The sequence below is a fragment of the Halomonas sp. BL6 genome (genome assembly GCF_006228115.1).
GTDB lineage: Bacteria > Pseudomonadota > Gammaproteobacteria > Pseudomonadales > Halomonadaceae > Vreelandella > Vreelandella piezotolerans.
In genome coordinates this window covers 109,062-125,540 of the sequence record NZ_VDGL01000006.1, presented here as the reverse complement: position 1 = coordinate 125,540, position 16,479 = coordinate 109,062, and the positions used below count along the sequence as shown (strand labels likewise).

The following is a 16,479-nucleotide window of genomic DNA, read 5'->3' as shown; positions in this document are numbered from 1 at the left end:
ATACTGAGTACTCTAAAGCACAATACTCAAGAGCATCTGGGCGGTTAGCTTTGCTATCCCGCCCAGGCCTCAAGAAGCAGAAACGTACATCAAACTGCTTACTTGGAGTACAGCTCGACGATCAGGTTTTCGTTGATGTCGGCAGTCAGGTCACCGCGTTCAGGCAGAGCCTTGAATGTGCCTTCCATCTTCTTGGCGTCGATGTCGATCCAAGCGATGTCGCCACGGTTGGCCGCAATGGTCAACGCGTTTTGAATACGGGCTTGGTTCTTCGCCTTTTCACGGATAGCGACCACGTCACCGGGCTTCACTTGGTAGGAAGCAACGTTAACGGTGCGGCCATTCACGGAAATCGCCTTGTGGCTGACCAGCTGACGCGCTTCAGAGCGAGTCGAGCCGAAGCCCATGCGGTAGACGACGTTGTCCAGTCGGGATTCGAGCAGCTGCAACAATACTTCACCGGTCGCACCTTTCAGGCGAGCGGCTTCTTTGTAGTAGTTGCGGAACTGCTTTTCGAGTACGCCATACATACGGCGTACTTTCTGCTTCTCACGAAGCTGCAAGCCGTAGTCGGAAAGACGCTGACGACGCTGGCCGTGTACACCCGGGATCTGCTCGGATTTACACTTCTTCTCGAAGGGAGTCACGCCACTCTTTAGGAAGAGATCGGTGCCTTCACGACGAGACAATTTGCACTTAGGTCCAATATAACGAGCCATGAATCTGTCTCCTTAAACGCGGCGTTTCTTAGGCGGACGGCAGCCATTGTGGGGAATGGGCGTCGCGTCTACGATGCTTTGCACGCGGAAGCCGGCGGCATTCAGTGCGCGCACGGCGGATTCACGGCCGGGACCGGGGCCTTTGACCAGCACGTCTACGTTTTTCACACCATACTCGGCTGCAGCAGTCGCTGCACGTTCGCTTGCTACTTGCGCAGCGAACGGGGTGCTCTTACGAGAACCACGAAAACCCGAACCACCGGCAGTTGCCCAAGAGAGAGCATTGCCCTGGCGGTCTGTGATCGTCACGATCGTGTTGTTAAAAGAGGCATGGATATGCGCAACGGCATCCACTACCTGCTTTTTAACCTTTTTACGGTTACTACGCGGGTTAGCCATGTTGATGTCTATTCCTGTCTATACGCTGGCTCTCTATGAAAGAGCCTGCGTGTTATTTGCGGATCGGCTTACGCGGGCCCTTACGGGTACGCGCGTTAGTCTTGGTCCGCTGACCACGCAGCGGAAGACTACGACGATGACGCAGACCACGGTAGCAGCCTAAGTCCATGAGACGCTTGATGTTAAGCGTGACATCACGACGAAGGTCGCCTTCTACGGTGAACTTACCAACTTCAGAACGCAGGGTATCCAGCTCATCGCTGGACAGGTCTACGATCTTGGCAGTCGGCGCGATACCGGCAGCAGCACAAATGTGCTTAGCGCGAGTACGGCCAATCCCGAAGATATAGGTCAGCGAGATCGCCGCATGCTTGTTGTCCGGGATATTGACGCCTGCAATACGGGCCATCAGCTTACTCCGAAATTTGAGCGGCTTGCTCGTTTAATCATCTACAAAAGGCGCAACAGCATACCCCTTTATAAGCCCTAAGGCAAGGGGTATGCCGGCACCCGCTTAATACAGCCCAGGTTTAGCCCTGACGCTGTTTGTGCCGCGGTTCGATGCAAATGACGCGAACAGCGCCATTGCGACGAATGATCTTGCAGTTACGGCACATCTTCTTTACGGAAGCTCGAACTTTCATCGTTCTCTCCAATTCGCAACGGCGCGCCTCAGCGCATGATGCCGCCGCTACCGTAGCCTTTCAGGTTGGACTTCTTCATCACTGAGTCATATTGATGCGACATGAGATGCGACTGCACCTGGGCCATGAAGTCCATGATGACCACTACCACGATCAGCAGCGACGTACCGCCAAAGAAGAACGGGACGTTCCACGCTACGATCAGGAACTGGGGCATCAGGGAAACCGCAGTGATATACAAGGCACCGAACAGAGTGAGACGCGTCATCACTTTGTCGATATAGCGAGCGGTCTGCTCGCCGGGGCGAATGCCCGGCAGGAAGGCGCCTGACTTTTTCAAATTGTCAGCCACATCCTTGGGATTGAAGACCAGCGCTGTGTAAAAGAAGCAGAAGAATACCACTGCCGCCGCGAAAAGCAAGATGTAAAGCGGTTGGCCAGGGCCTAACGCTTGTGATGCACGCTGCAACCACTCCATCCCTTCGCCAGCCCCTACCCACTGACCGATCGAAGCCGGAAAGAGGAGGATGCTAGAAGCAAAGATGGCTGGAATAACACCGGCCATGTTCACCTTCAAAGGCAAGTAGCTGCTTTGGCCTGCATACATCTTATTGCCGACTTGGCGTCGCGGATAGTTCACTTTGAGGCGGCGTTGACCGCGCTCGATGAACACCACGAACGCAACGGTGGCAATACCTAGCACTGACAGCGCTAACAGCGGAAGAACATTCCAGGCCCCTTCATTGCGAGCAAGCTCGAACGCTTGCCCCACGGCACTGGGCAGCCCAGCGACGATCCCCGCGAAGATCAGCAGCGAAATACCGTTGCCAATGCCCTTCTCGGTGATCTGCTCACCTAGCCACATCATAAACACCGCGCCCGACACGAACGTGATGATCGCAGTGAAATAGAAGCTGAAGTCAGCGCTGTAAGCGATGCCTTGGCTAGCCAGACCCACGGACATGCCGGTAGCCTGGACAAGTGCCAGTATCACCGTGCCGTAGCGGGTGTACTGGCTGATCTTGCGGCGGCCAGCCTCGCCCTCTTTCTTGAGCTGTTCAAGATGAGGGGAGACCGCAGTCATGAGCTGCATGATAATCGACGCCGATATGTAGGGCATAATGCCCAAGGCGAGGACGCTCATGCGCTCCAGGGCGCCACCCGAGAACATGTTGAACATGCCTAGGATGGTGCCCTGTTGCTCCCTAAACAAGGCAGCAAGCTGGTCAGGATTGATACCGGGAACGGGAATGTGGGCACCGATACGGTACACCACGATGGCGAGGAGCACGAAGCGCAAACGCGCCCACAGTTCACTCAGACCGCTGCCCATCGCCGGCATATTTCCTGACTTGGCCATTTAGTCCTCTACCTTGCCGCCAGCGGCTTCGATCGCTTCACGGGCACCTTTGGTGACCTTGATACCACGAACGGTAACCGCCTTGTTCAGTTCGCCAGAAAGGATGATTTTCGCGTGTTGCGTTGCATCCTTCAGCACGTTGGCTTGCTTTAAGGTTTCCATGGTGACCTCGTCACCGGCAACCTTGGCAAGCTCGGCCAGGCGAACTTCTTCAGATACCAGCGATTTAGCGGACGTGAAGCCGAACTTCGGCAGACGACGCTGCAGCGGCATCTGACCGCCTTCGAAACCTGGCTTGACGCTACCGCCACTGCGAGATTTCTGACCTTTGTGGCCACGGCCACCGGTCTTACCAAGACCGGAACCGATACCACGACCAACGCGCTTTTCAGCGTGCTTGGAGCCCGGTGCCGGGCTCAGGGTATTGAGTTTCATGGATTACTCTCCCTCAACGCGCACAAGGTAGGTCACCTTGTGGATCATGCCGCGTACGGCAGGGGTGTCTTCCAGCTCAACCGTATGACCGATGCGACGCAGGCCCAGGCCCTTCATAGTAGCCTTGTGCTTGGGCAAAACGCCGATGGTGCTGCGGATCTGGGTAACCTTGATCGTTGCTGCCATGGTGCCTTACCCCGTGATCGCTTCGACAGACAGACCGCGTTTGGCGGCCACGTCTTCCGGTGCTTGCATGGAGGAGAGACCTTTGACAGTCGCCCGCACCACGTTAACCGGGTTGGTGGAACCGTAGCACTTGGCCAGTACATCGTGGACACCGGCCAGCTCTAGTACAGAGCGCATGGCGCCACCGGCGATGATACCGGTACCTTCGGAGGCTGGCTGCATGTACACCTTGGAAGCGCCGTGACGGGCTTTGACCGGGTACTGCAGCGTGTTGCCTGCAAGGTTGACCTTGACCATGTTGCGACGAGCTTGATCCATCGCTTTCTGGATTGCGACCGGCACTTCACGCGCCTTGCCACGACCGAAACCGACACGACCTTTACCATCACCAACGACGGTCAGTGCGGTGAAGCCGAAAATACGACCACCCTTGACCACCTTGGCGACGCGGTTGACCTGCACTAACTTCTCTTGCAGATCGCCGCTTTGCTGTTCGTTCTTCGCCATCGTAAAACCCTTTAGAATTCCAGGCCGCCTTCACGAGCGGCGTCGGCCAGAGCCTTGACGCGACCGTGATACTTAAAGCCAGCACGGTCGAAGGCCACCTGGGTGATGCCTGCTTCTTTAGCGCGCTCGGCAATCAGAGCACCGACCTTAGTAGCCGCGTCTGTGTTGCCGGTCGCACCCTCGCGCAGTGCCTTGTCCAGCGTAGAAGCACTGGCCAGCACTTTGCCACCATCCGGCGAGATAATCTGCGCGTAGATGTGACGCGGGGTACGGTTGACGCACAGGCGATACACGCCCAGCTCGCGGATCTTGGCGCGAGCGCGGCGGGCACGACGGAGACGAGATTCTTTCTTCGCGTTCATAACCCTGCCTTACTTCTTCTTGGCTTCTTTGCGACGCACCTGCTCGTCGGCGTACCGTACACCCTTGCCTTTATACGGCTCAGGCGGACGGAAGGCGCGGATTTCCGCGGCGCACTGACCGAGCATCTGCTTGTCCGCGCTTTTCAGCACGATCACGGTGTTTTTCGGCGTTTCCGCCGTAACACCCTTAGGCAGTTCGTAGTCGACCGGGTGCGAGAAGCCCAGTGAAAGATTGAGCGTCTGGCCCTTAGCTTGGGCACGATAACCGACGCCAACAATTTCGAGAGTTTTTGTGAAACCCTCAGATACGCCCGTGACCAGGTTCTGAACCAAGGCGCGGGTAGTACCGGCCATTGCCCAGCTCTTGGCAGACTCACTCGGGGCGAAGGTCAGCTGGCCGTCTTCTTGAGCGATCACCACGTCTTGGTGAACGGTCATAGACAGCGTGCCCTGGCCGCCTTTGGCGGTCAGCTGGCCAGCGTCGATTTTGATGTCGACACCAGCAGGCACTTTAACCGGATATTTCGCTATGCGGGACATTCCAGCCTCCTAGAATACGGTGCAGATGACTTCGCCACCGACGCCTGCTTGGCGCGCGGCACGATCGGTCATGACACCATTAGAGGTGGTGACAATCGCGATACCCAGACCATCGGCGACCTTAGGCAGGTTGTCTTTGCCTTTGTACTGGCGCAGAGACGGCTTGGAAACCCGCTGAATGTGCTCGATAACCGGCTTACCCTCAAAGTACTTGAGAGTAACGGTCAGCTCGGGTTTAACGCCTTCAGCCACCGTAAAGTCGGTAATGTAGCCTTCTTCCTTTAGCACGCGGGCCACTTCGACTTTCAGCTTGGAGGACGGCATGGTAGCCGTCTCCTTGGTGGCCATCTGCGCATTGCGGATACGGGTGAACATATCCGCCAGAGTGTCTTGCATGCTCATTTAATGTGCGCTCCTGATGATTCTACGTGGCGTTACCAGCTGGACTTCTTCAGACCAGGGACGTCGCCACGCATGGCGGCTTCACGCAGCTTGTTACGGCCGAGACCGAACTTGTTGTAAAAACCGTGCGGACGGCCAGTCACGCGGCAGCGATTACGCTGACGCACCGGGCTTGAGTCGCGCGGCAGTTGCTGCAGCTTCAGCGTCGCCTCGAAACGATCTTCTTCAGAAGCGTTCACGTCCGAGATGATTTTCTTGAGCTCTGCGCGCTTAGCCGCATACTTCTCGACTAGCTGAGTACGCTTGAGCTCACGCTCTACCATACTTTTCTTAGCCATGATCCAACCCTTATTTCTTGAACGGGAAGTTCAGTGCAGCTAGCAGCGCACGGCCTTCCTCGTCGGTGTTGGCGGTAGTAGTGATAGTGACGTCCAGCCCCCGAACGCGATCGATCTTATCATACTCGATCTCCGGGAAGATGATCTGCTCACGCACACCCATAGAGTAATTGCCGCGACCGTCAAAAGACTTCGGGTTAAGACCACGGAAGTCACGCACGCGGGGAATCGCAATGTTTACCAGGCGGTCCAGGAAGTCCCACATACGCTCTGCGCGCAGTGTCACTTTGATACCGATCGGCCAACCTTCGCGCACCTTGAAGCCCGCGATGGACTTGCGTGCCTTGGTCACCAGCGGCTTCTGACCAGAGAGTTTCTCCAGGTCGCCGATGGCGTTGTCGATCAGCTTTTTATCACTGACCGCTTCGCCGATACCCATGTTCAGAGTCACTTTCGTGATCCGGGGTACCTGCATTACGTTGGCGTAGCTGAACTGCTCTTTGAGTTGAGCTACCACCTCGTTTTGATAACGTTCTTTCAAGTTCGCCATTTTGCTACCCGACTCGCGTTAGGCGTCGATCTGCGTCTGCGTCGACTTGTAGATACGTACCTTGGTACCGTCTTCCTTAACTTGGAAGCCGACGCGATCCGCCTTACCGGTCTCCGAATTGAAGATGGCTACGTTGGACGCGTGAATCGGAGCCTCACGCTCGACGATACCGCCCTGATTACCCGCCATGGGATTGGGCTTGGTGTGACGTTTGATCATGTTCACACCAGACACCACGAAGCGGTTTTCTAGTACCCGCTTAACGGTGCCGCGCTTGCCCTTATCCTTCCCGGCGATGACGATGACTTCATCGTCACGTTTGATCTTTTGCATATCCGCCTCGCTCCTTACAGCACTTCAGGCGCTAGGGAAATGATCTTCATGAACTTCTCGTTACGAAGTTCACGAGTTACCGGCCCGAAGATACGCGTGCCGATCGGCTGTTCGTTGGTGTTGTTCAACAAAACTGCCGCATTTCCATCGAAACGGATCAGCGAACCGTCACTACGACGGACGCCACTACGGGTGCGAACGACTACCGCTTTCAGCACTTGGCCTTTTTTGACCTTACCGCGCGGAATCGCTTCTTTCACCGTTACCTTAATGACGTCACCAACGCGGGCGTAACGACGGTGAGAACCGCCTAGCACCTTGATGCATTGCACCCGGCGCGCTCCGCTGTTGTCGGCGACATCCAGCATTGTCTGAGTCTGAATCATCGGTTTTCTCCAAACCTAATCTGACTGCACTGGTTGGACAGACGCAGGGGTTAACCTTTGGCCTGCTCGACCACCTCGACCAGCGTCCAGGCTTTCTTCTTGGAAAGCGGACGGCACTCCTGAATGGAAACCGTATCGCCTGCCTTTGCCTGGTTCGCCTCATCATGGGCGTGCAGCTTGGTGGAGCGCTTAACGTATTTTCCGTAGATCGGGTGACGCTCACGACGCTCGATCATAACGACGATGGACTTGTCCATCTTGTCGCTGACCACCTTGCCGGTCAGCGTACGTGTTTTTTTCTCTTCGGCCATCTCAATCACCTGCCTTCTCGTTGAGCACAGTCTTAACGCGGGCGATGTCCCGGCGGACCTGCTTGAGCAGATGAGTCTGGCTCAGTTGGCCAGTGGCCTTCTGCATGCGCAGGTTAAACTGCTCGCGGAGTAGCTCGAGGAGCTGCTCTTTGAGCTCTCCTGCGGACTTTTCACGAATTTCCTGGGCTTTCATCACATCACCGTCCGTTTCGCAAAGGTGGTGGACAGGGGCATCTTCTGTGCGGCTAGCTCGAATGCTTCACGGGCCAGCTCTTCGGATACACCTTCAATTTCGTACAGGACCCGACCCGGCTGGATCTGGGCTACCCAGTACTCAACTGAACCTTTACCCTTACCCATACGAACTTCGAGCGGCTTCTTGGAGATCGGCTTGTCCGGGAATACGCGGATCCAAATCTTACCGCCACGTTTGACGTGACGTGTGATCGCACGACGGCCAGCTTCGATCTGACGCGCAGTGATGCGGCCACGACCGGTTGCTTTGAGACCGTACTCCCCGAAGCTGATCTTGCTTCCGCGATGCGCCAGGCCACGGTTGCGGCCTTTCATCATCTTGCGGAATTTCATACGCTTGGGCTGTAACATCGACTCGCTCTCCCCTTACCTGGAACCTTTCTTCTTGGGCGCGTTGCCGGCAGGCTGCTGTTGCTTCGCCTTGGCACGTACTTCCTCGATACCGCCGAGGATTTCACCCTTGAAGATCCACACTTTGACGCCGATGACGCCGTAGGTGGTGTGAGCTTCGTAAGTGGCGTAGTCGATGTCCGCACGCAGAGTGTGCAGCGGAACGCGACCTTCGCGGTACCATTCGGTACGTGCGATTTCGGCACCACCCAGACGACCTGACAGCTGAATCTTGATGCCGCCAGCGCCAAGACGCATTGCGTTCTGTACCGCGCGCTTCATGGCACGACGGAACATGACGCGACGCTCCAGCTGACCCGCTACGTTGGCAGCGACCAGCTTGGCATCCAGCTCCGGCTTGCGAACTTCTTCGATGTTCACATGAACCGGAACACCCATCATCTCGGTCAGATCGCGACGCAGACGGTCGACATCTTCACCTTTTTTACCAATCACGATACCCGGGCGGGCAGTGTGAATGGTGATGCGGGCGTTGTTAGCCGGACGCTCGATGTGGATGCGGCTTACGGAAGCGTTTTTCAGACGCTCTTCCAGGAAGCTGCGCACTTCGAGATCGTTGTTGAGCTTATCGGCATAGGCGCCGCGCTCGGCATACCAGACAGAAGCATGGTCTTTGACGATGCCCAGTCGAATGCCTGTTGGATTGACTTTCTGACCCATCTGGTCGACTCCTACTTCTCGGCTACCTTGACGGTGATGTGGCAGGTGCGCTTCAAGATACGGTCCGCACGGCCTTTGGCGCGCGGCTTGATACGCTTGAGCGTCATGCCCTCATCGACGCAGATGGTCGAGACACGCAGCTCGTCGATGTCCATGCCGTTGTTTTCTTCCGCATTCGCGATGGCGGACTGAAGCACTTTCTTGACCAGTTTGGCAGCCTTCTTCGGGGAGAAGGTCAGCAGATCAAGCGCTTCGGCGACCGGTTTACCGCGCACCTGGTCAGCCACCAAACGGGCCTTCTGTGCGGATAAAGCAGCGCCACTCAGCTTAGCTGTGACTTCCATCTCTTAATCCTCTCTGGCTTACCGTTTGGCTTTCTTGTCCGCCGCATGCCCGCGATACGTGCGAGTGGCAGCGAATTCGCCCAGTTTGTGGCCAACCATTTCCTCGGAAACATGCACCGGGACGTGCTGGCGACCGTTATGGACAGCAATGGTGAGGCCTACCATGTTTGGCAGGATCATCGAACGACGCGACCAAGTCTTGATCGGTTTGCGGTCGTTCTTCTCCACTGCAGCCTCTACCTTCTTCAAAAGATGAAGGTCAATGAAGGGACCTTTCTTAAGTGAACGTGGCACAGCCGTTACCTCTTAATGTCTTGGCAATTTAGATCAACGTGTCTTATTACGACGACGAACGATCAGCTTGTCGGTGCGCTTGTTCTTACGCGTCTTATGACCCTTAGTCGGTACGCCCCACGGGGATACCGGGTGACGACCACCACTGGTGCGGCCTTCACCACCACCGTGCGGGTGATCCACCGGGTTCATCGCGACACCGCGAACAGTCGGACGCACACCTCTCCAGCGCTTCGCACCGGCCTTGCCAAGTTGACGCAGGCTGTGCTCGGAGTTGCTCACTTCACCCAAGGTTGCGCGGCACTCTGCCAACACTTTGCGCATTTCGCCAGAGCGAAGACGCAGGGTGGCGTAGTTACCTTCACGAGCAACCAACTGAGCGCTAGTACCGGCACTGCGAGCAATCTGCGCGCCTTTACCCGGCTTCAGTTCGATACCGTGAACGGTAGAACCCAACGGGATGTTGCGCAGCGGCAAGGCATTGCCTTTCTTGATGGGCGCGTTGACACCAGACTCCAGCACGTCACCCGCGCTGACACCTTTCGGTGCAATGATGTAACGACGCTCGCCATCGGCATACTTCAGCAGTGCAATGTGCGCACTGCGGTTCGGGTCGTGCTCCAAACGCTCAACGGTGGCCGGAATGCCATCTTTGGTGCGTTTGAAGTCGATCAACCGATAGTGATGACGGTGCCCACCGCCCACGTGGCGGGTGGTGATGCGACCGTAGTTGTTACGGCCACCGGACTTGGACTGCTTTTCCAAAAGCGGTGCATAGGCACGGCCTTTGTACAGTTCCTCACCAACGATCTTGACGACGTGGCGACGACCGGCGGATGTGGGTTTGGTCTTGACGATTGCCATTATCCGTACTCCTGCCCTTATTCGGCGCCAGAGAAGTCTTCGAGCGTTTCACCCGCAGCCAGGGTCACATACGCTTTGCGGTAACCCTTACGCAGGCCAACGCCGTGAGCAGTACGCTTAGTTTTACCCTTGACGTTCAGCACCTGAACGCTGCCGACCTTCTTGCCGAACAGTGCTTCAACGGCTTTTTTGATCTCGGGCTTGGTAGCATCGCTTGCCACCTTGAAAACGTACTGGTTGCGCTCGGCTGCCATCGCGGCCTTTTCGGTCACGTGCGGTCCAAGCAGAACCTTGAATACGCGTTCCTGGTTCATGCCAGCTTCTCCTCGAATTTACGCAGGGCGGAGACGGTGACCAGGACCTTATCAAAGGCAACCAGGCTCACCGGATCAGCTGCAGCGACATCCACCACGTCAACGTGGGGAAGGTTGCGTGCGGCCAGATAGAGCGTTTCATCGACTTCTTCAGTGACGATCAACACTTTCTCAAGGTTGAGCTCTTTCAGCTTGGCAGCGACCTGCTTGGTCTTCGGCGCTTCTACGCTGAACTCTTCAACAGCGACCAAGCGCTCTTGACGTACCAGCTCAGACAGGATGGAACGCATCGCCGCGCGGTACATTTTGCGGTTAACTTTCTGGGTGTAGTCCTGTGGACGCGCCGCGAAAGTGACACCGCCGCTGCGCCACAGCGGAGAGCGGATAGTACCGGCACGTGCACGACCGGTACCCTTCTGACGCCACGGCTTCTTACCACCACCACGTACGTCGGAACGGTTCTTTTGAGCGCGCGTGCCCTGACGGCCACCAGCCAAATAGGCGGTAACGACCTGGTGCACCAGCGCCTCGTTGAATTCTTTGCCAAAAGTGGCGTCGGCTACTTCAACGGTACCCGTGCCTGCAGCAAGATTCAGATTCATTGGTAATTATCCCCTTCAGCCAGCTTTCACGGCGCTGCGAACGATAACGTCGCTACCGGTAGCACCCGGCACTGCGCCCTTGATCAGCAGCAGGTTACGCTCGGCGTCGACACGGACGATCTCAAGGCTCTGTACGGTGCAACGGGTGTTACCCATTTGACCGGCCATTTTCTTGCCTTTGAATACACGACCCGGTGTCTGACACATGCCGATAGAACCCGGCGCGCGGTGCGACAGGGAGTTACCATGGCTGTTGTCTTGGGTACGGAAGTTCCAGCGCTTAACAGCACCCTGGAAGCCTTTACCCTTAGAGGTGCCGGTCACATCGATCATTTGACCAGCTTCGAAGAGGGATACGGTGAGTTCGCCACCCACTTCAGGAGCTTCTTCGCCTTCTGCAAGGCGGAATTCCATCAGTGAACGACCAGCCTCAACACCCGCCTTGGCAAACTGACCCGCTTGCGCTTTGGTGAGGTGCTTGGCTTTACGAGAACCTGTAGTCACCTGAACCGCTGCGTAACCGTCAGACTCAATGGTCTTGACGCGTGTTACACGGTTAGGATCAACTTCAATAACGGTCACGGGCACGGATGCGCCATCTTCGGTAAAGACACGGGTCATCCCGGCCTTTTTACCGACTAAACCGATAGTCATACTCAGTCTCCTATAGTGTACGGGGCTATCACCCGCTATGGCTGCCCTTTCCAGAGCATTCCACTAGCACATTGTGTGGCGCCTCACGGCGCGGCGGCTGCTGCTCAAACATGATCGATGAGCGCTGGGCCGCAAAGTGTCTAGTGTATTAGTCGAGCTTGATTTGCACGTCTACGCCAGCGGCGAGATCGAGCTTCATCAGCGCATCAACGGTTTTCTCGGTCGGCTCGACGATATCGAGCACACGCTTGTGAGTACGAATCTCATACTGATCACGCGCATCTTTGTTGACGTGCGGTGAAATCAGGATGGTGTAGCGCTCGCGGTTGGTCGGCAGCGGAATCGGACCACGAACCTGAGCACCAGTACGCTTAGCGGTTTCAACGATCTCCGCTGTGGACTGATCGATCAGGCGATGGTCGAACGCTTTCAACCGAATGCGAATCTTTTGGTTCTGCATTTGCCCTAAACTCCAATGGATGTCGACGGCGCGAGCCGTCTACCCACGCATTCAAAGGATGCGCATTATAGGCACGCCAACAGCACATGTCAAACATTTGCGATTGGTGCGCAGAAAAGGGGGCTCACTAGAGCCCCCTCTTATCATCAAGTAATCAGATTACTTAACGATTTTGGCCACAACGCCAGCACCAACGGTACGACCACCTTCGCGGATCGCGAAGCGCAGACCGTCGTCCATAGCGATCGGAGCGATCAGGGTAACAACCATTTTCACGTTGTCGCCCGGCATGACCATTTCAACGCCTTCCGGCAGTTCACAAGTACCGGTAACGTCAGTGGTACGGAAGTAGAACTGCGGACGGTAGCCTTTGAAGAACGGGGTGTGACGACCACCTTCTTCTTTGGACAGTACGTAGACTTCGGCTTCGAAGACAGTGTGCGGGTTGATGGTGCCCGGCTTCGCCAGTACCTGACCACGCTCAACGTCATCACGCTTAGTACCACGCAGCAGCGCACCAACGTTCTCACCTGCACGACCTTCGTCGAGCAGCTTACGGAACATTTCTACGCCAGTAACGGTGGTTTTGGTGGTGTCGCGGATACCCACGATTTCCACTTCTTCACCAGCTTTAACGATACCGCGCTCTACACGACCGGTAACAACGGTACCACGGCCAGAGATAGAGAATACGTCTTCGATCGGCATCAGGAACGGCTGGTCGATCGCACGCTCCGGCTCGGGGATGTAGTCATCCAGAGCTTTGATCAGGTTAGCTACCGCAGTAGTACCCATGCCGTTCTCGTCTTCACCGTTCAGTGCCATCAGGGCAGAACCAGTGATGATCGGCGTATCGTCACCCGGGAAGTCGTACTCGGACAGAAGTTCACGAACTTCCATTTCGACCAGCTCGAGCAGCTCTTCGTCATCGACCATGTCCGCTTTGTTCAGGAACACGACGATGAACGGAACGCCAACCTGACGAGACAGCAGGATGTGCTCACGCGTCTGCGGCATGGGGCCGTCAGCGGCAGAACATACCAGAATCGCGCCGTCCATCTGGGCAGCACCGGTGATCATGTTCTTGACGTAGTCAGCGTGTCCCGGGCAGTCAACGTGTGCGTAGTGACGCACTTCAGACTGGTATTCAACGTGAGATGTCGCGATGGTGATACCACGCTCACGCTCTTCCGGAGCGTTATCGATGGTATCGAATTCACGCCAGTCGCCGCCGAAAACCTCAGCAGACACGCGGGTCAGGGCCGCTGTCAGAGTCGTTTTACCGTGGTCGACGTGACCGATGGTGCCGACGTTGACGTGCGGTTTGGAACGTTCAAATTTTTCCTTAGCCACTGCTATAACCTCTTTACGTTAGCTAACGGTTAACCGTTTTGGTTGATGACGGCTTCAACGACGCTGGAGGGCGCCTCCTCGTACTTCGCGAACTCCATAGAGTAGCTCGCACGGCCCTGGGTCTGTGAGCGCAGATCGGTTGCGTAACCGAACATCTCACCCAGTGGCACCGTTGCACGAATGACTTTACCAGAGGAAGAGTCATCCATGCCCTGCACCAGGCCGCGACGACGGTTCAGGTCGCCCATGACGTCACCCATAAACTCTTCGGGGGTCACGACTTCGACCTTCATCACCGGCTCCAGCAGCACGGCCTTGGCCTTCCTGGCACCTTCTTTCACTGCCATAGAAGAAGCAATCTTGAACGCAGTCTCGTTAGAGTCCACGTCATGGTAGGAACCATCGAACAGCGATACTTTGACGTCGATCATCGGGTAACCCGCGATGACACCATTTTGCAGCTGCTCGAAAGCACCTTTCTCAACCGCAGGTACGTATTCCTTCGGAACCACACCACCTACGATCTCAGAGTTGAACTTGAAGAAGATCTCTTCTTCGCCTTCACCCTTCTCTTCTGCAGTCAGCGGCTCGATACGCAGCCACACGTGACCGTACTGACCACGACCACCGGACTGACGTACGAATTTACCTTCCTGCTCGACGCTGCCACGAATCGTTTCACGGTAGGCCACCTGCGGCTTACCGATGTTCGCTTCTACCTTGAACTCGCGACGCATACGGTCAACGATGATGTCCAGGTGCAGCTCGCCCATACCCGAGATGATGGTCTGGCCGGTCTCTTCGTCGGTCTTGACCTGGAAAGAGGGGTCTTCCTGAGCCAGTTTACCCAGCGCAACGCCCATCTTCTCTTGGTCGGCCTTGGATTTCGGCTCAACGGCAACCGAGATGACCGGATCCGGGAACTCCATGCGCTCGAGAACGATTTTGTTATCGATGTCGCACAGAGTGTCACCTGTAGTGACGTCCTTCAGACCGATACAAGCAGCGATGTCGCCTGCGAGTACTTCTTTGATCTCTTCGCGAGAGTTGGCGTGCATCTGAACGATACGACCAACGCGCTCTTTCTTCTGCTTCACGGAGTTGTAGACACCGTCACCAGATTTCAGAACGCCAGAGTAGACGCGAATGAAGGTCAGCGTACCAACGAAGGGGTCGGTAGCGATCTTGAACGCTAGTGCAGCGAACGGAGCGCTATCGTCTGCTTCACGAGTCGCGACGGTGCCGTCTTTGTCGTCCAGCTCACCTTCGATCGCCTTGACTTCTGTCGGCGAAGGCATGTACTCGATAACGCCGTCCAGTACCGCCTGAACACCTTTGTTCTTGAAAGCAGAACCACAAGTAACCAGAACGATCTCGTTAGCCAGCGTGCGAGCGCGCAGACCTGCCTTGATTTCAGCGACGGTTAGCTCGCCTTCTTCAAGGTACTTGTCCATCAGCTCTTCAGAGGCTTCGGCAGCCGCTTCGACCATCTGCTCGCGGTACTCTTCAGCGGTCTCTTGCAGCTCCGCCGGAATGTCCACGAGATCGAAGTTCATGCCCAGGCTCTCTTCGTCCCACAAGATGGCTTTCATCTCGATCAGGTCGATAACGCCTTTGAAGTCTTCTTCCGTACCCCAGTTGATCTGGATCGGCACAGCGTTGGCACCCAGACGCTCTTTCAGCTGGTTGACAACCATGAAGAAGTCAGCGCCGGTACGGTCCATCTTATTGACGAATACCATACGCGGAACTTCGTATTTGTTGGCCTGACGCCATACGGTCTCGGTCTGCGGCTGAACGCCGGAGGAACCGCACAGTACGACGACCGCGCCATCGAGAACGCGCAGAGAACGCTCGACTTCGATGGTGAAGTCAACGTGCCCAGGCGTATCGATGATGTTGATGCGGTGCTCGTCGAACTGCTTACTCATGCCCTGCCAGAAACAGGTCGTTGCAGCCGAGGTGATAGTGATACCACGCTCCTGCTCCTGCTCCATCCAGTCCATGGTCGCCGCACCGTCATGCACTTCACCCACTTTGTGGGAAAGGCCGGTGTAGAACAGTACGCGCTCGGTCGTTGTGGTTTTACCCGCATCGACGTGTGCCACGATACCGATGTTGCGATAACGCTTAAGTGGAGTCTTGCGTGCCACGGTGAAACTCCCGTTAGTTGGCGATGCTCGTTAATCCAGCGGTGTACTTTTTGCTTATGCCACCGCCGCCATCGACAACGATAGCGGCGGCGTGTTGCAACATGACGAACATCATTTCAATCACACTACAACTGGCAAAAAGCGACACAAACTTAGAAGCGCCGAGCTTAGAAACGATAGTGAGAGAAGGCCTTGTTGGCTTCTGCCATGCGGTGTACGTCTTCACGCTTCTTAACGGCAGAACCTTTACCTTCAGCGGCATCCAGCATTTCACCTGCCAGACGCTGAACCATCGTTTTTTCACCGCGACGACGCGCAGCGTCTACCAGCCAGCGCATTGCCAGCGCTTGACGGCGTGACGGACGAACTTCAACCGGCACCTGATAGGTCGCACCACCTACGCGGCGAGACTTAACTTCGACCATTGGCTGGATGGTTTCCAGCGCTTTGTCGAAGATTTCCAGCGGCTCTTCTTTACTACGCTCGGCAACCTTGTCCAACGCACCGTATACGATGCGCTCAGCTACGGACTTCTTGCCGCTGACCATCAGGTGGTTCATGAACTTCGCCAGACGCTCACTTCCGAACTTGGGATCCGGCAGGATTTCGCGTTTAGCTACAACTCTTCTTCTAGGCATGATAA

Annotated in this window: 29 protein-coding genes; all 29 read right to left on the bottom strand. The window is 56.1% G+C overall.

Going from position 1 to position 16,479, the window contains the following annotated elements; translation table 11 throughout:
- Nucleotides 1-98 precede the first annotated feature (98 nt).
- The 29 genes from rpsD to rpsG all read right to left on the bottom strand — a co-directional run bounded on the left by rpsD (nt 99) and on the right by rpsG (nt 16,474).
- The gene (rpsD, locus tag FHJ80_RS13600) at nt 99-719 is read right to left on the bottom strand and encodes a 30S ribosomal protein S4 (protein ID WP_044628820.1); all 621 of its coding nucleotides are present in this window, start codon (nt 717-719) and stop codon (nt 99-101) included.
- Between the two features lie 12 nt (nt 720-731).
- The gene (gene rpsK, locus FHJ80_RS13595; RefSeq protein ID WP_009099028.1) at nt 732-1,118 is read right to left on the bottom strand and encodes a 30S ribosomal protein S11; all 387 of its coding nucleotides are present in this window, start codon (nt 1,116-1,118) and stop codon (nt 732-734) included.
- A gap of 52 nt (nt 1,119-1,170) precedes the next feature.
- Entirely contained in the window at nt 1,171-1,527 is a 357-nt protein-coding gene (gene rpsM, locus FHJ80_RS13590; protein ID WP_062363022.1) for a 30S ribosomal protein S13, read from the bottom strand.
- Nucleotides 1,528-1,648: 121 nt separating this feature from the next.
- Nucleotides 1,649-1,762 (bottom strand): 50S ribosomal protein L36, encoded by a 114-nt coding sequence (gene rpmJ, locus FHJ80_RS13585; protein WP_009099023.1) that lies wholly within the window; start codon nt 1,760-1,762, stop codon nt 1,649-1,651.
- A 28-nt stretch (nt 1,763-1,790) separates the two neighbouring features.
- On the bottom strand, nt 1,791-3,122 hold the full coding sequence (gene secY / locus FHJ80_RS13580) for a preprotein translocase subunit SecY (protein ID WP_054640906.1): 1,332 nt from the start codon (nt 3,120-3,122) through the stop codon (nt 1,791-1,793).
- Entirely contained in the window at nt 3,123-3,557 is a 435-nt protein-coding gene (rplO, locus tag FHJ80_RS13575; RefSeq protein WP_089674586.1) for a 50S ribosomal protein L15, read from the bottom strand. It lies immediately after the preceding gene.
- 3 nt (nt 3,558-3,560) lie between these two features.
- Nucleotides 3,561-3,743 (bottom strand): 50S ribosomal protein L30, encoded by a 183-nt coding sequence (gene rpmD, locus FHJ80_RS13570; RefSeq protein ID WP_139527875.1) that lies wholly within the window; start codon nt 3,741-3,743, stop codon nt 3,561-3,563.
- Nucleotides 3,744-3,749: 6 nt separating this feature from the next.
- Entirely contained in the window at nt 3,750-4,250 is a 501-nt protein-coding gene (gene rpsE, locus FHJ80_RS13565; RefSeq protein WP_044628824.1) for a 30S ribosomal protein S5, read from the bottom strand.
- Nucleotides 4,251-4,261: 11 nt separating this feature from the next.
- A complete protein-coding gene (rplR, locus tag FHJ80_RS13560) occupies nt 4,262-4,612 on the bottom strand; it encodes a 50S ribosomal protein L18 (RefSeq protein ID WP_139527874.1) in 351 nt (116 codons plus the stop codon).
- A gap of 9 nt (nt 4,613-4,621) precedes the next feature.
- Nucleotides 4,622-5,152, bottom strand: coding sequence for a 50S ribosomal protein L6 (gene rplF / locus FHJ80_RS13555; RefSeq protein WP_139527873.1), 531 nt, complete (start codon nt 5,150-5,152; stop codon nt 4,622-4,624).
- Nucleotides 5,153-5,161: 9 nt separating this feature from the next.
- Entirely contained in the window at nt 5,162-5,554 is a 393-nt protein-coding gene (rpsH, locus tag FHJ80_RS13550; RefSeq protein ID WP_009723892.1) for a 30S ribosomal protein S8, read from the bottom strand.
- Between the two features lie 32 nt (nt 5,555-5,586).
- Nucleotides 5,587-5,892, bottom strand: a complete 306-nt coding sequence (gene rpsN, locus FHJ80_RS13545; RefSeq protein ID WP_044628827.1) for a 30S ribosomal protein S14 — start codon at nt 5,890-5,892, stop codon at nt 5,587-5,589.
- Between the two features lie 10 nt (nt 5,893-5,902).
- Nucleotides 5,903-6,442 carry a 50S ribosomal protein L5 gene (rplE, locus tag FHJ80_RS13540; protein ID WP_139527872.1) on the bottom strand — a complete coding sequence of 180 codons (540 nt, stop codon included), beginning with the start codon at nt 6,440-6,442 and terminating at the stop codon, nt 5,903-5,905.
- A gap of 18 nt (nt 6,443-6,460) precedes the next feature.
- Nucleotides 6,461-6,775 carry a 50S ribosomal protein L24 gene (rplX, locus tag FHJ80_RS13535; RefSeq protein ID WP_009723895.1) on the bottom strand — a complete coding sequence of 105 codons (315 nt, stop codon included), beginning with the start codon at nt 6,773-6,775 and terminating at the stop codon, nt 6,461-6,463.
- 14 nt (nt 6,776-6,789) lie between these two features.
- A complete protein-coding gene (gene rplN, locus FHJ80_RS13530; protein WP_009723896.1) occupies nt 6,790-7,161 on the bottom strand; it encodes a 50S ribosomal protein L14 in 372 nt (123 codons plus the stop codon).
- 50 nt (nt 7,162-7,211) lie between these two features.
- Entirely contained in the window at nt 7,212-7,472 is a 261-nt protein-coding gene (gene rpsQ / locus FHJ80_RS13525) for a 30S ribosomal protein S17 (protein ID WP_009723897.1), read from the bottom strand.
- Between the two features lies 1 nt (nt 7,473).
- Entirely contained in the window at nt 7,474-7,665 is a 192-nt protein-coding gene (gene rpmC, locus FHJ80_RS13520) for a 50S ribosomal protein L29 (RefSeq protein WP_027337514.1), read from the bottom strand.
- Entirely contained in the window at nt 7,665-8,078 is a 414-nt protein-coding gene (rplP, locus tag FHJ80_RS13515) for a 50S ribosomal protein L16 (RefSeq protein ID WP_007112000.1), read from the bottom strand. The genes rpmC and rplP overlap by 1 nt, the downstream gene beginning before the upstream one ends.
- Nucleotides 8,079-8,093: 15 nt before the next feature.
- Nucleotides 8,094-8,798: a 30S ribosomal protein S3 gene (gene rpsC / locus FHJ80_RS13510; protein WP_018917731.1), complete on the bottom strand. Its 705-nt coding sequence runs from the start codon at nt 8,796-8,798 to the stop codon at nt 8,094-8,096.
- Between the two features lie 11 nt (nt 8,799-8,809).
- On the bottom strand, nt 8,810-9,142 hold the full coding sequence (gene rplV / locus FHJ80_RS13505; RefSeq protein WP_044628831.1) for a 50S ribosomal protein L22: 333 nt from the start codon (nt 9,140-9,142) through the stop codon (nt 8,810-8,812).
- An 18-nt stretch (nt 9,143-9,160) separates the two neighbouring features.
- Entirely contained in the window at nt 9,161-9,436 is a 276-nt protein-coding gene (gene rpsS / locus FHJ80_RS13500) for a 30S ribosomal protein S19 (protein WP_009098993.1), read from the bottom strand.
- A 33-nt stretch (nt 9,437-9,469) separates the two neighbouring features.
- Nucleotides 9,470-10,300: a 50S ribosomal protein L2 gene (rplB, locus tag FHJ80_RS13495; RefSeq protein WP_044628832.1), complete on the bottom strand. Its 831-nt coding sequence runs from the start codon at nt 10,298-10,300 to the stop codon at nt 9,470-9,472.
- Between the two features lie 17 nt (nt 10,301-10,317).
- Nucleotides 10,318-10,614 carry a 50S ribosomal protein L23 gene (gene rplW, locus FHJ80_RS13490; RefSeq protein WP_009723902.1) on the bottom strand — a complete coding sequence of 99 codons (297 nt, stop codon included), beginning with the start codon at nt 10,612-10,614 and terminating at the stop codon, nt 10,318-10,320.
- Nucleotides 10,611-11,216, bottom strand: a complete 606-nt coding sequence (gene rplD / locus FHJ80_RS13485; protein ID WP_139527871.1) for a 50S ribosomal protein L4 — start codon at nt 11,214-11,216, stop codon at nt 10,611-10,613. Before rplD ends, rplW begins: the two co-directional genes overlap by 4 nt.
- A 15-nt stretch (nt 11,217-11,231) precedes the next feature.
- Nucleotides 11,232-11,870 (bottom strand): 50S ribosomal protein L3, encoded by a 639-nt coding sequence (gene rplC, locus FHJ80_RS13480; protein WP_044628835.1) that lies wholly within the window; start codon nt 11,868-11,870, stop codon nt 11,232-11,234.
- A 148-nt stretch (nt 11,871-12,018) separates the two neighbouring features.
- Nucleotides 12,019-12,330 carry a 30S ribosomal protein S10 gene (rpsJ, locus tag FHJ80_RS13475; RefSeq protein WP_009098983.1) on the bottom strand — a complete coding sequence of 104 codons (312 nt, stop codon included), beginning with the start codon at nt 12,328-12,330 and terminating at the stop codon, nt 12,019-12,021.
- Between the two features lie 159 nt (nt 12,331-12,489).
- On the bottom strand, nt 12,490-13,683 hold the full coding sequence (tuf, locus tag FHJ80_RS13470) for an elongation factor Tu (protein WP_139527870.1): 1,194 nt from the start codon (nt 13,681-13,683) through the stop codon (nt 12,490-12,492).
- Between the two features lie 29 nt (nt 13,684-13,712).
- Nucleotides 13,713-15,836 carry an elongation factor G gene (gene fusA / locus FHJ80_RS13465; protein WP_139527869.1) on the bottom strand — a complete coding sequence of 708 codons (2,124 nt, stop codon included), beginning with the start codon at nt 15,834-15,836 and terminating at the stop codon, nt 13,713-13,715.
- 167 nt (nt 15,837-16,003) lie between these two features.
- A complete protein-coding gene (gene rpsG / locus FHJ80_RS13460; protein WP_016915771.1) occupies nt 16,004-16,474 on the bottom strand; it encodes a 30S ribosomal protein S7 in 471 nt (156 codons plus the stop codon).
- Nucleotides 16,475-16,479: the final 5 nt, after the last annotated feature.

Bases quoted from the DNA above. Each gene is read 5' to 3' on its own strand.
- rpsD (WP_044628820.1), bottom strand. From the start codon at position 719: ATGGCTCGTTATATTGGACCTAAGTGCAAATTGTCTCGTCGTGAAGGC.
- rpsK (WP_009099028.1), bottom strand. From the start codon at position 1,118: ATGGCTAACCCGCGTAGTAACCGTAAAAAGGTTAAAAAGCAGGTAGTG.
- rpsM (WP_062363022.1), bottom strand. From the start codon at position 1,527: ATGGCCCGTATTGCAGGCGTCAATATCCCGGACAACAAGCATGCGGCG.
- rpmJ (WP_009099023.1), bottom strand. From the start codon at position 1,762: ATGAAAGTTCGAGCTTCCGTAAAGAAGATGTGCCGTAACTGCAAGATC.
- secY (WP_054640906.1), bottom strand. From the start codon at position 3,122: ATGGCCAAGTCAGGAAATATGCCGGCGATGGGCAGCGGTCTGAGTGAA.
- rplO (WP_089674586.1), bottom strand. From the start codon at position 3,557: ATGAAACTCAATACCCTGAGCCCGGCACCGGGCTCCAAGCACGCTGAA.
- rpmD (WP_139527875.1), bottom strand. From the start codon at position 3,743: ATGGCAGCAACGATCAAGGTTACCCAGATCCGCAGCACCATCGGCGTT.
- rpsE (WP_044628824.1), bottom strand. From the start codon at position 4,250: ATGGCGAAGAACGAACAGCAAAGCGGCGATCTGCAAGAGAAGTTAGTG.
- rplR (WP_139527874.1), bottom strand. From the start codon at position 4,612: ATGAACGCGAAGAAAGAATCTCGTCTCCGTCGTGCCCGCCGCGCTCGC.
- rplF (WP_139527873.1), bottom strand. From the start codon at position 5,152: ATGTCCCGCATAGCGAAATATCCGGTTAAAGTGCCTGCTGGTGTCGAC.
- rpsH (WP_009723892.1), bottom strand. From the start codon at position 5,554: ATGAGCATGCAAGACACTCTGGCGGATATGTTCACCCGTATCCGCAAT.
- rpsN (WP_044628827.1), bottom strand. From the start codon at position 5,892: ATGGCTAAGAAAAGTATGGTAGAGCGTGAGCTCAAGCGTACTCAGCTA.
- rplE (WP_139527872.1), bottom strand. From the start codon at position 6,442: ATGGCGAACTTGAAAGAACGTTATCAAAACGAGGTGGTAGCTCAACTC.
- rplX (WP_009723895.1), bottom strand. From the start codon at position 6,775: ATGCAAAAGATCAAACGTGACGATGAAGTCATCGTCATCGCCGGGAAG.
- rplN (WP_009723896.1), bottom strand. From the start codon at position 7,161: ATGATTCAGACTCAGACAATGCTGGATGTCGCCGACAACAGCGGAGCG.
- rpsQ (WP_009723897.1), bottom strand. From the start codon at position 7,472: ATGGCCGAAGAGAAAAAAACACGTACGCTGACCGGCAAGGTGGTCAGC.
- rpmC (WP_027337514.1), bottom strand. From the start codon at position 7,665: ATGAAAGCCCAGGAAATTCGTGAAAAGTCCGCAGGAGAGCTCAAAGAG.
- rplP (WP_007112000.1), bottom strand. From the start codon at position 8,078: ATGTTACAGCCCAAGCGTATGAAATTCCGCAAGATGATGAAAGGCCGC.
- rpsC (WP_018917731.1), bottom strand. From the start codon at position 8,798: ATGGGTCAGAAAGTCAATCCAACAGGCATTCGACTGGGCATCGTCAAA.
- rplV (WP_044628831.1), bottom strand. From the start codon at position 9,142: ATGGAAGTCACAGCTAAGCTGAGTGGCGCTGCTTTATCCGCACAGAAG.
- rplB (WP_044628832.1), bottom strand. From the start codon at position 10,300: ATGGCAATCGTCAAGACCAAACCCACATCCGCCGGTCGTCGCCACGTC.
- rplW (WP_009723902.1), bottom strand. From the start codon at position 10,614: ATGAACCAGGAACGCGTATTCAAGGTTCTGCTTGGACCGCACGTGACC.
- rplD (WP_139527871.1), bottom strand. From the start codon at position 11,216: ATGAATCTGAATCTTGCTGCAGGCACGGGTACCGTTGAAGTAGCCGAC.
- rplC (WP_044628835.1), bottom strand. From the start codon at position 11,870: ATGACTATCGGTTTAGTCGGTAAAAAGGCCGGGATGACCCGTGTCTTT.
- rpsJ (WP_009098983.1), bottom strand. From the start codon at position 12,330: ATGCAGAACCAAAAGATTCGCATTCGGTTGAAAGCGTTCGACCATCGC.
- rpsG (WP_016915771.1), bottom strand. From the start codon at position 16,474: ATGCCTAGAAGAAGAGTTGTAGCTAAACGCGAAATCCTGCCGGATCCC.